9 protein-coding genes are annotated in these 12,193 nt (G+C 42.6%); 2 read left to right on the top strand and 7 right to left on the bottom strand.

All coding sequences use genetic code 11. The features are described from left to right. Positions 1-99 precede the first annotated feature (99 nt). Positions 100-1,278 carry an NnrS family protein gene (locus EV695_RS12260; RefSeq protein ID WP_131906274.1) on the bottom strand — a complete coding sequence of 393 codons (1,179 nt, stop codon included), beginning with the start codon at positions 1,276-1,278 and terminating at the stop codon, positions 100-102. 203 nt (positions 1,279-1,481) lie between these two features. On the opposite strand from EV695_RS12260, the gene EV695_RS12255 reads away from it, so the two are divergent. Continuing rightward, the gene (locus tag EV695_RS12255; protein WP_131906273.1) at positions 1,482-2,147 is read left to right on the top strand and encodes an OmpW/AlkL family protein; all 666 of its coding nucleotides are present in this window, start codon (positions 1,482-1,484) and stop codon (positions 2,145-2,147) included. A gap of 103 nt (positions 2,148-2,250) precedes the next feature. Here EV695_RS12255 and EV695_RS12250 read toward each other — a convergent pair whose 3' ends face one another. After that, on the bottom strand, positions 2,251-5,892 hold the full coding sequence (locus tag EV695_RS12250; RefSeq protein WP_131906272.1) for an indolepyruvate ferredoxin oxidoreductase family protein: 3,642 nt from the start codon (positions 5,890-5,892) through the stop codon (positions 2,251-2,253). Positions 5,893-6,025: 133 nt separating this feature from the next. On the opposite strand from EV695_RS12250, the gene EV695_RS12245 reads away from it, so the two are divergent. Further along, the gene (locus tag EV695_RS12245) at positions 6,026-6,499 is read left to right on the top strand and encodes an Lrp/AsnC family transcriptional regulator (protein WP_131906271.1); all 474 of its coding nucleotides are present in this window, start codon (positions 6,026-6,028) and stop codon (positions 6,497-6,499) included. Positions 6,500-6,546: 47 nt separating this feature from the next. On the opposite strand, the gene EV695_RS12240 is transcribed toward EV695_RS12245, so the two are convergent. The 5 genes from EV695_RS12240 to prpF all read right to left on the bottom strand — a co-directional run bounded on the left by EV695_RS12240 (position 6,547) and on the right by prpF (position 12,191). Continuing rightward, positions 6,547-6,951: a phosphate-starvation-inducible protein PsiE gene (locus EV695_RS12240; protein ID WP_131906270.1), complete on the bottom strand. Its 405-nt coding sequence runs from the start codon at positions 6,949-6,951 to the stop codon at positions 6,547-6,549. A 306-nt stretch (positions 6,952-7,257) separates the two neighbouring features. Beyond that, positions 7,258-8,217: an MBL fold metallo-hydrolase gene (locus tag EV695_RS12235; protein WP_131906269.1), complete on the bottom strand. Its 960-nt coding sequence runs from the start codon at positions 8,215-8,217 to the stop codon at positions 7,258-7,260. A gap of 9 nt (positions 8,218-8,226) precedes the next feature. Next, complete coding sequence (locus EV695_RS12230; protein ID WP_131906268.1) at positions 8,227-10,098, bottom strand: propionyl-CoA synthetase; 1,872 nt, start codon at positions 10,096-10,098, stop codon at positions 8,227-8,229. Positions 10,099-10,299: 201 nt separating this feature from the next. Further along, positions 10,300-10,965 carry a nitroreductase gene (locus tag EV695_RS12225; RefSeq protein WP_131906267.1) on the bottom strand — a complete coding sequence of 222 codons (666 nt, stop codon included), beginning with the start codon at positions 10,963-10,965 and terminating at the stop codon, positions 10,300-10,302. Further along, the gene (gene prpF, locus EV695_RS12220) at positions 10,965-12,191 is read right to left on the bottom strand and encodes a 2-methylaconitate cis-trans isomerase PrpF (RefSeq protein ID WP_131906266.1); all 1,227 of its coding nucleotides are present in this window, start codon (positions 12,189-12,191) and stop codon (positions 10,965-10,967) included. The genes EV695_RS12225 and prpF overlap by 1 nt, the downstream gene beginning before the upstream one ends. Between the last annotated feature and the right edge of the window lie 2 nt (positions 12,192-12,193).

Genomic DNA, 12,193 nt, shown 5'->3' with positions numbered 1-12,193 from the left:
GGCACCCCCCTACTTATATGAGGTTTTTTGTACATACAAGAAAATCACTCTTCAAGAGTTACACTTCATGAGTAACTCCTTATCATTCACATCTTAGATTTAGGTTTTTGCTTTCGTCAACAGGGGCAAATACGTGATGAAAAAAGTAACAAATGCGAGTATCCATAAACCCTGAGAAATACTGATCCACAATAGATAATGGCTGGCATCAATCAACGGGAAGAAGACGCGAACTATCGCACCCAAAATCAAAATGCCTAAAGCAATTCCAACAGCTTTCGGTGGATTACTCACATCTCTGCCTGAATGACCCAATCCTACCCGTGACATCATACCCAGTGTTATTGCGCCGATACCTGCGTAAGACAATGCATGTATGGCGATAAATTTGGATATGCCCAGAAAGTAACTTAAACCGAATAATAAAAAGCCGACACAGATAAACCAGATCGCAAGGTATAAGCTCCACAACAGAGGCTTTTTCCAAATCCCGGGTGTATGCCAGTTTACGAGGCGAATGGCATTGACGATGAATAACAGGATTGCGCTGTAAGCGGAAAACTGCGGGCTGAGATTGCCCAATTCCAATACCATAAAAATCAGGAATAAAGCAAGACTGGAGAGATCCAGAAATTTCACATTTTTCAAGGTAACGGTTTCATCTACACCGCGTTCTATAAAGAATGGAACCACTCTTCGAGCCATCATCAGGATCAAACCAATGACGAGATACAGTCCACCATATATTCCCCAGTTAACACCTTGAGCAAGTATTCCCATAGCGCCTAAATAGAACAGGGCGTTTGTCACGAATAACAGCAGAAGTTTTATCACAATGGCGAGTTGCGACCATTGTTTGGCTTTGATGATAGGTGCGACGATGGATTGTGATAGCCACAAGGTAAACAATAGATCTAATACCGCAGCTGCCACGATTTGCCCAAAGAATAGCGTAATACGTGCCGCAACCCAGACGCATGCCAGCGCTAATAAAGGTTTACCATTAAGGGTCTGGATACCGGTCCAGTTTTTGGTTGCGGTTAATAAAAAGCCTGCTATTACAGCAATGCTGTAACCATAAATCATTTCATGCGCATGCCACTGCATCGTCGTTATCGATGATTGTGGCATTTGATAACCCATCGAATAGACAAAAAACCAAATCAAAATGGATAACACTGCATAGGCAGCAGCGCCGAGAAAAAAGGCTCTAAAGCCTAAATCAAAAAAAGAGAATCTAGGTGGATTACTCGGAGTGCTTAAATTCAGGACTTGCATCTTATGCTCACAGCTATGTAATAAATAGGGATAAAAAAGTGCCCCAAAGTAGGGGGGTGACCTTTGCTTGTTTATGTTTGAAGCTATCTTACTCTACTCTTATCCATTTAAGATTGAGCTTAATCATCAATATATGATCTGCGTCAATATTTACATTTTTCTATACGTTCAGAATACAGCCATGATTAATTAGGAGATACAAAATGAAAAAAGTAAATGCTATTGCACTAGCTGTAAGTGCTGCAATCTTAGCTCTTCCAATGGCAGCTTCTGCGTACGAAAAGGGTGATATTTTATTGAAGTTTGGTGCAGCGACAGTTGTTCCAGATGATAAAAGTGATGATATTCAAGAAATCGCTGGCGAAGCAGTTTCGGCTGATAACGAAACTCAATTAGGACTATCTGGTACTTACATGCTTTCTGAAAAGTTAGGCATTGAAGTTCTGGCAGCAACTCCATTTACTCATCAGATTAAAGCAGATGGCGGTACTCTTGATGGTGCGTCGATCGGAGAGATCAAACATTTACCACCAACCATAAGTGCGCAGTACTATTTTCTAGGTGGTAAAGGCAAGTTTCAACCATACGTCGGTGCAGGTTTAAATTACACAATATTCTTCCATGAAAAAGTGGGGAATGATGCAGCAGGTTTGGGTTATACCAAGCTGAAACTAGATAACTCTATTGGTCTTGCAGCGCAAATCGGTGTTGATTATCAAATCAATGATAAATGGTTTTTGAATGCTTCTGCGATGTATGCTGATATTGATACAGATGCCACACTTACTGGGCCAGGAGCTACAACTTTACACGTAGATTATGATCTGGACCCAATGGTTTACCGTTTAAATGTAGGTTATAAATTCTAAGTAATTCATAAACTATTTTGAAAAAAAGCCCACTTATCCGCAGTGGGCTTTTTTATTGTTGCTTAACTTTTTACAGACTATAAAAACACACACTCTGTCTCAGTCAGGCAGCATCCACTTTATGAATTTGCACGACGTGGGCTGTGCCAGTTTTGTCGTCAAACGTGGTTCCGTTTTCGTAACTCTTTAACTGTTGAGCTAAGCGTAACTGGTATTGCTCATAGTTTGCTTCTTTAACGTGTCCATAACCTCTGACATCGTTTGCCAGCTCAATGATCTCAATCGCATGCAATAAGTTACCAGGGTTCAGGGTTTTCAGCACCGTGCTTATCGTATTGTTTACGTCTGTTATCATTTGACGTTCAACCTGTCTTTCTGCTGTTTTTCCTAGCAGGTCAAATTTAGTCCCGCGGAAACGTTTCAGTTTAGCCAGATTCTTTAACACAGGTAACATGTAAGCACCGTATTTGCGTTTAACCAGATGTCCGGTATCAGGATCGCGCTTTGATATTAATGGCATGGCAAAGTAAAAAGACATCTCCGTATCACCTTCAAAGGTTTCTTCAATTTGCTTTTTAAAACGTCCGTCGGTGTATAAACGTGCCACCTCATATTCGTCTTTATAAGCCATCACTTTGTACAGAACTTTGGCGACTGCTTTAGTCAGTAACAAGCTATTTTCATGTCCATCCAGTTCGGCGCTTTTATCCATCACGGCTGTTTCGACTTCTTTCGCCGCGTTGACACTATTGCGGTAACGTTGAGCGTATTCCTCATCCTGATAGCCGACTAAATCATTCGCGCGATACTCGATAATATCTTCTAAATCTTCTAACGGCGTAAATCGATTCTTTTCAACATTCGCGGCTTCTTCAACCTTTTTACGGTCTAGTAATGCCATACGGCCCCACATAAAGGCTTTCTTGTTGAAATCAATTCGCACCTTATTGAGTTCCAACGCTTTAAAGATGGCTTCTGAACTGACCGGGATTAACCCTTTCTGATAGGCATAACCGAGCATGAATAGGTTGGTAGCAATGGTATCGCCTAATAGCGCATTAGCGATTTCAGTGGCCGGTAGAAAATCGACGCGACCTTCTTTTAATTCATCGATGATGCTGTGTTTCATCGCTTCATCCTGAAAAACAGCATCTGGGTTGTGCACGAATTCAGCAGTCGGTGTGAGCGTGTCATTGATAACGGCATGGCTGCGTTCTACATTCAGCTTTGCTAACGCATCATCAGAGGCACTGACAATCAGGTCACAACCAATCATCACGTCTGCATCACCGGCAGGAATACGCACTGCATGAATGTCTTTTTGTTCGTTAGCAATTCGAAGATGACTAATTACAGGGCCAAACTTTTGTGCAAGACCCGTCTGGTTTAAGGTGGCGATTCCTTTGTTTTCCAAATGCGCCGCCATAGACAATACAGAGGTTACCGTCAATACGCCGGTACCACCAATACCTGTTACCAGAATATTCCAGGGTTGATCAATCAGTGGGCGCGTCGGTTCGGGTAAATTGTTATTCTCAACCGAGATATTCGACTCTTTGTTTTTCTTTAGCTCGCCACCAGCGACTGAAACAAAACTAGGGCAGAATCCATTGATGCAGGAGAAGTCTTTATTACAGGCAGCCTGATCGATTTGACGTTTACGTCCAACTTCGGTTTCTTTCGGAATAACGGACATGCAATTCGATTTAACGCTACAGTCGCCGCAACCTTCACAGACAGCTTCGTTGATTACCACACGCTGATCAATATCCGGCATGATTCCACGCTTACGTCGTCTGCGTTTTTCTGCAGCACAGGTTTGTTCGTAAATGAGGATAGTCGTTCCAGTGGTTTCGCGAAGTGACTTCTGAACGAGATTGAGTTGATCACGATGACTAATACTGACGGTAGAATCATTCAACGATTTATGTGCTTTCGGGTTATCAGAAACAATCTCAATGCGTTGAATACCTTCGCCTTTTAATTGCAGTACTAACTGAGCCACACTTAAGTTTCCATCAACGGGTTGGCCGCCGGTCATCGCTACTGCATCGTTGTATAAAATTTTATAAGTGATGTTGACGCCAGATGCAACGGATTGACGAATTGCCAATAATCCAGAATGGAAATAGGTGCCATCACCGAGGTTCTGGAACATGTGTTTTGTTTCAGTAAACGGCGCAATACCGGTCCAGGTTACACCTTCACCACCCATGTGCGTATAGTTATGCGCAGGACGGTTTTTACTCCAGGTGCTCATATAATGACAACCAATACCACCGCCAGCAATGGAGCCTTCAGGCACTGCAGTAGAGGTATTGTGCGGACAGCCAGAACAATACATGGCTTCGCGATTGGAGATTTTACGTGGTTTGGCGAGTTTGCGTTCTTTACGGTTAATGAAATCAACGCGCTTCTGCATGGTTTCGATAACGCTATCGTTAATAAGCTCTGCGTCGTTCATGTACGGTGTAATGCGTTGAAAAATCACTCGGGCGATCATTGCTGGGGTTAGCTCAGCCAGATTTGTCAGTAGGTCCTGACCGTGTTCATCGTACTCGCCGACTACTTTTGGTCGCTTGTCGACAGGCCAGTTATACAGTTGACCGGTTAACTGGTCTTCCATTACCGAGCGTTTTTCTTCGACCACTAGAATTTCATCCAGTCCTTCTGCAAATTCGTGCGTGGTGACTGGTTCCAGTGGCCAGGGCATACCCACTTTATAGACACGAATGCCAAGTTCAGAAGCCAGTTTTTTGTCGATACCTAAATCGTCAAAGGCTTGTAGAACATCAAGGTAACTTTTACCCGATGTAATGATACCTAGCTTCGGTGTTTTGGTGTCCATAACAATTTTATTAAGGTTGTTTTCTCTGGCGAAAACACGTGCTGCATAGATTTTGTATTTATTGAGCCTTTCTTCCTGTGCCAAGGGTGTGTCTGGCCAACGCACATTCACGCCATCGTCTGGCATGTGGAAAGTTTTAGGGATTTTAATTTCTATACGATTGGGGTCGATTTTAGCTGACACAGCCGAATCCATATTCTCGGTGATTGCTTTTAGCCCAACCCAGCAGCCGCAGTAACGGGACAATTCAATACCATAAACACCTAAATCCAGAACCTCTTGCACATTAGCTGGCGCAAGTACTGGCATTGAAAGACTCATGAATAAATGTTCAGATTGATAAGGGTAGGTGGATGATTTACAACCATGATCATCACCCACAACGGCAAGTACACCCCCCCACTTTGAGGTGCCTGCTGCATTCGCATGGCGAATGGCATCGATACTGCGATCGAGTCCGGGTCCTTTTCCATACCACATACCGAATACACCATCGAATTTACTGCCTGGCATTAACCCCACTTCCTGAGAACCACGTACTGCGGTTGCGGCAAGGTCTTCATTGATGCCGGGCACAAAGGTAATATTGTGTTCGTCTAAATACTTTTTGGCTTTCCACATGGCCTGGTCGACACCTCCCAAGGGAGAACCGCGGTACCCAGAGACAAAACCTGCTGTATTTAGACCGCGTTCCTGATCTCTCTGGTGCTGTAGCATGGGTAATCTTACCAACGCTTCAATACCTGTAATGTATGCTCTGGTTGTGTTTAATTTGTATTTATCGTCGAGCGATACTTCTGCTAATTTAATTTCTTGCTTAGTAACTTGTTTAGAGCTTTGTTTAGTGCTTCGTTTAATGTCTTTATTATTGCTTTTAGTGTCTGTAGTTGTAGTCATATTCATCCTCCATGAACTTATCTAAAAAGTATAGGAAGAAAGTGTGGGTTTATTTATTCTTAATAGACTACAGAAACTCAATAATGGTCTATATTTACCTATATATAATCTACAAAGGTATAAAATATCTAATATGATCGACTTAAGTGAACAGGACATTAAAATTTTAAAACTGCTGCAGTCTGATGCAGACCGTAGTTCTTCGGATATCGCCGAGATTTTGAATATGAGTCAATCTCCCTGTTGGAGACGAATCAATCAGCTTATTCAAAAAGATATTATCAATAAAAAAGTAGCTGTTTTAAATCGGGAAAAGTTAGGTATCGATCTGGTTGCTTTCAGTACAATCAATCTTAGAGAGACACGCCGAAGACATCTGGAAGCGTTTGAAGAAAGAGTCAAAGAGTTCGAAGAAGTGGTTGAGTGTTACACCATGACAGGATCATGGGATTATATGTTGAAAATAGTCGTGCGTGATATACGCCAATACGAGAAATTTGTTCGTAGTAAATTATTGGAGTTGCCGATGATTGGCGAAGTGCATTCGCATCTGGCAGTGACTGAAATTAAGAATACTACCGAGCTGCCTTTAAATACGCAGCTCTAGAGTAGTGTTAATGAATGACGAAGTTGTTACACAGCGTGTTATACCCGCTAAAGATTTTCTTCATCTTTGGTTTTATACGGAAACTGGGTATGACCGTAACGGATGACTAAAATCGCTAATGCGACTACCAGCATTGCTGCGGCTAGCCCTAACATTCTATAGGTATCCAGATTCTTCATGTCCAGAATCATGTATCTCGCCATCGCCACAATGGCAATATACAGTGGCATTCGAACAGGTAACTTACCTGATTTCAGGTAGATGCCAACCATGGCCAATACTTCAAGGTAGATGAATAATAGTAAAAGATCACCCAGTGTAACTGTTTGCGCCCTGACCATAACCGCGATTTCAAAGCCTATCGCAATAACGGTGGAAATCGCGATTATGAATAATCCTAATGTTTCTACATAGACTAATAGTTTATGCGCCGAATGTTGAATCTTATGCATCCTACGTTTTCCTTTTAAGGTCTTATATGTTTATCTAACTATTATCGGTTATTGTTGGTTTTGTTAGACGGTGTGTTGAGCAGTTACTTTCATGCTTGTTAAAAAACGTTATAAATAACTAACGTTATAAATAAATTTGTAAAAGCGTACCGCGAAACGTTAAAAGAAGCTTAGCAAGCTTCGATTAAAAATACAGGTAAAAAATACAGGTATAAAAGAGATAAAAAAATAGACACAAATGAGGCGTTAGAAAAAACGCCTCAAAGTAGGGGGGTGGCTAAAGTGAATAAGAGATTTAAATAAGCTCTAAGCCTTTTTTCTCGCTAGTTTGCTTAACCAGAAATCCAATCCCTGTGCATTCAATAGACTATCAAACTTGATTACACTGTTTTGGAAATCGACATCCTGTTCACAACCCATATCGGCTAACACTTTGAGCAAATACTCTCTGATTTTTTGATCAATATGTTCGATACGATTTTCAGTCATGTCTTTGGCAGCTTCTGAAATCTCGACAAAAGCATTCACACTGGCCTTGAGTTGCTCGATGACTTTCTCTGTCGGTTTGATTTCACCAAAGTGCGTGAGATAAATCTTTGACGTATTTTTAGCCAAAATCTTATCGATACTGGCGAGTAACGCTTCAGGATTAAACTGCACAGGTGTAGTCGTACAGAAAATGAATCGACCTTCTGCGGTGGTTAGTTGTGGATAGGATAAGCCAAAGGTATCCCCAGTGAAAATGCCATCGCTCTTTTTATCGTAAATACTAAAGTGATGATTGGCGTGGCCCGGTGTATCCAAAAATTCTAAAACACGACCATTCATGTCGATAGTAAATAGATCGGGTGCTTCAATGACACGATCTTCATCGACAGGTTGAATCGTACCGTAGAGCTTTTTAAAGGCTTCTTCACCGTATACCGTTGATGCACCCGCAATTAAACGGCTTGGGTCAATCATGTGGGCCGCGCCATAAGGATGAATCACCAATTTTGCATTAGGACATTTCAACATGAGTTCACCTGCACCACCTGCGTGGTCCAGATGAACATGCGTAGGAATGATGTATTTCACATCATCAAAACTGAGTTGCTTCGATTCAAGAACTTCAAGAATATAGGGGATACTGTCATTAGTACCGGTTTCGACAATCGCCACATCACCATCTTCTTCGATTAAATAAAGAGCAGCGATACCCGGTTGTGTGTATTCGGCGTCAACAACGGTGACACCATTCCCTAGATCTTGAAACGTAGCTTTCATTCTTGTTAATTATCCTTTTAGTTCTTGAATTTCGCTCAATGAATCAGGGTCATCGATGGTTGAAGGAATAATATATTCTTCACCATTAAAGATTTGACGCATGGTTTTTCTAAGAATTTTACCAGAGCGAGTTTTCGGTAAACGTGGCACAACATGTACTTCTTTGAATGATGCCACAGCACCTATCTCCTGGCGAACTAAAGTAATTAATTCTTTGGTGATTTCTTCGTCAGTCATGGTAATGCCATTTTTAAGCACCACGAAGCCAGTGGGCATTTGTCCTTTTAATGCGTCATCGCGACCAATAACTGCACATTCTGCAATAGCTGGATGCTTGCCGATAATCTCTTCCATTTCACCGGTTGAGAGACGATGACCAGCGACGTTGATTACATCATCAACTCGGCCCATGACGAATAAATAACCTTCATCATCAATATAGCCACCATCACCACTTACGTAGTAACCCGGGTAGGTTTCAAGATAGCTTGCTTTAAAGCGATCCAGATCACCCCAGACTGAAGTTAAACAGCTTGGCGGCATCGGAAGTTTAATCGCGATATTACCTTGCTCGTTTGGACCTAATTCTTTACCGTTTTCATCAAGAATTTGCACATTGAAACCCGTACAAGGAACAGTTGCAGATCCTGGTTTCACTTTCATCTTTTCGATGCCAGTCATATTAGACGCGATCGCCCAACCAGTTTCTGTCTGCCACCAGTTATCAACGATAGGTAAGCCGAATTTCTCATCCAGCCAGTCAAAGGTTGCAGGGTCAAGACGTTCGCCGGCAGAGTAAAGTGCTTCTAAACAAGACAGGTCGTACTGCTTGGCTAAATCTGCATTTGGATCTTCTTTCTTAATCGCTCTATAAGCCGTAGGCGCAGTGAAAAGACCTTTAACGCCATATTCACTGATTACACGCCAGAATGCACCTGCGTCTGGCGTCATGATTGGCTTGCCTTCGTAAAGGATGGTTGTGCAACCGTGTAGTAGTGGTGCGTAAACGATATATGAATGACCAACAACCCAGCCAACATCCGAAGCCGCCCAGAACACATCACCCGGGTCGATATCGTAAACCGCTTTCATGCTGTATTTCATTGCTACGGCATGACCACCGTTTTCACGAACTACGCCTTTTGGTTTTCCTGTTGTGCCTGAAGTGTAAAGTATGTAAAGCAAGTCTGTACCCTTTACCGGAGTACATTCAGCGGGTTGTGCTTTACTGATCGCTTCGGACCAATCGACATCGCGATCATGAGATAACTCAGCAGTCGCTTCTGGACGTTGGAATACAACGACGTTTTGTGGTGTGTGTTCAGCGATTTCGATAGCATTGTCGATCAGCGGTTTGTATTCGATAACGCGTTTGATTTCGATACCACATGAAGCACTTAAAATAACTTTTGGTTTAGCATCGTCGATACGTACGGCTAATTCTGGTGCAGCAAATCCACCAAAAACCACCGAATGAATGGCACCGATTCGAGCACATGCCAACATGGCAATAGCAGCTTCCGCGATCATCGGCATATAGACGATTACGCGGTCACCTTTTTCTACACCAAGGTCCTTCAACATACCGGCAGCGAGTGCTACTTCATCGCGTAGTTCGCGATAGGTGTATGTTTTCTTGGTGTTTGTAACGGGTGAGTCATATATCAATGCCGCCTGATCTGCACGACCATTATTGACATGATAATCAAGAGCCATATATGCCGTGTTCATTTCACCATCGGCAAACCAGTGATGAATACCATTTTCATCCTGGGTTAAAATATTTTGCGGTGGCTTAAACCATTCCAAAGCTTCTGATTTGTCTTTCCAGAAACCTTCCGGGTCATTTTTTGCAGCATTAAACTCTTGTTGGTAACTCACTTTAATCTCCTATGATTGAACTGGTATACCACCCTAAATAAAGCAAAAAAGTGCCTTAAAGTAGGGGGGTGACTTTATTTACTGAATAACGTATTTCACCTTTCTGTCTTACTTTCTTCAAATGTCTTACTCTGGATCAATCATTTGTTTCTAGCGGATTTGATCGTAGAAAGTGTTATTGAAAAAACATGTGTAAAAACGTTATTTAAAAAATTGTGTAAATTCTTCTACCTCTAATCGTGATGTACGATAGCTATTTACTAATGCGCCTTTTTCCTCGTAACCCAGTGCAATGCCACAAAGCAATACAGTGTTATCATCGTAACCAAGTTCTGGTTTGATGATGTGTGGGTAATCTGCCAGAGAGGCTTGAGGACAAGTGGCTAAACCTTGTTCTTCTGCAGCTAACATGATGGATTGCAGGAACATGCCATAATCCATAAAGGAACCGCGTTCCATGATCTTATCCATAAAGAACAACAGCATCACGGGTGCATCAAATGAACGATAGTTAGCCGCCCACTGATCCAGTTGGCGATCTGTATCTTCGCGGGTAATTCCTAGTGTTGAATACATCAGCAGACCGCATTCTTTACGTCGATCTTTAAACGGTGATACCCATTCATTGGGGTAATAGTCATAATCCGCTTTACCACGATCACCGCCTCTGAATGCAGTTTCGATTTTATCTTGAAGGGCTAATTTAGAATTGCCAGTAACCACTGCTACTTGCCATGGTTGGGTGTTAGTACCTGATGGTGCATGTCTAGCTACTTCTAGAACTGCCTGAATTTTTTCATCTTCGACGGGCTTATCCATATAAGCGCGAACAGATTTTCTTTGCTTTAATGCATCACTAACCTTCATTATTTGTTCTCCATATCATCAACTGGAATATTATCAAGCACATCACCGGGAATTCTTACAGCACCTTCCATTAATACGCGTGCACTGCGACTCATTACGACTTTATTCACTGTCCACTCACCTTCATTTTCGATAGCTTCTGCGCCTACTTTCAAGGTGCCTGATGGATGTCCGAAAGTAACGGAATCTCGATCTCCGCCACCCGCTGCCAAATTAACCAGAGTGCCAGGAATCGTTGCAGCCGTTCCGATGGCTACAGCAGCGGTGCCCATCATCGCGTGGTGTAATAAACCCATCGATAAGGCGCGCACATTCAAGTCGATATCATCAGCGTTAATTTCTTTACCGCTTGATGAGGTATAGCCTTGTGGTTTACCCACGAAAGCGACTTTAGGTGTATGTTGACGCGTTGCTGCTTCTTCAATGGATTCAATCAAACCCATTTTGATCGCACCATAAGCACGAATGGTTTCGAACATTGCCAGTGCGTTTTCGTCACTGTTGATATCGGATTGTAATTCAGTGCCGTTGTAACTCACGCCAGTGAAATTGATATCTTCCGCATTTAGGAAAATGGTCGGAATACCGGCATTGATCATGGTTGCCTTGAATGTTCCAATACCCGGGACTTCCAGATCATCCACAAGATTACCTGTGGGGAACATCGCTTCTGATGCATCCACAGGGTTCATGAATTCAACTTGAACTTCAGCGGCAGGAAAGGTCACCCCATCCAGTTCAAAATCACCGGTTTCCTGTACTTCACCGTTAGTGATAGGAACTTGTGCAATAATCGTTTTTTCGATATTTGCCTGCCAAACTCTTACGGTAGCGATACCATTTTCAGGAATACGATCAGCATCAACCATGCCATTACTGATGGCGAAAGAGCCAACAGCAGCAGTCAGGTTTCCACAGTTACCACTCCAATCGACAAATGGTTTGTCGATTGAAACTTGTCCGAAGAGGTAATCAACGTCGTGATCAGCTTTTGTACTTTTCGCCAGAATTACCGTTTTACTGGTACTAGACGTTGCACCACCCATGCCATCGGTTTGTTTGCCGTATGGATCTGGACTGCCGATAACACGAAGCAGCATCGCATCACGTGCGGCTCCCGCGACTTTGCACTTTTCTGGTAGGTCTTCCAGATTAAAGAAGGTGCCTTTACTGGTGCCGCCGCGCATATAGGTAGCGGGGATTTTTATCTGTGGTGCAAATGCCATTC

This window comes from Cocleimonas flava, assembly GCF_004339015.1.
GTDB classification, from domain to species: domain Bacteria; phylum Pseudomonadota; class Gammaproteobacteria; order Thiotrichales; family Thiotrichaceae; genus Cocleimonas; species Cocleimonas flava.
This window is presented reverse-complemented; position numbering and strand designations above follow the sequence as displayed.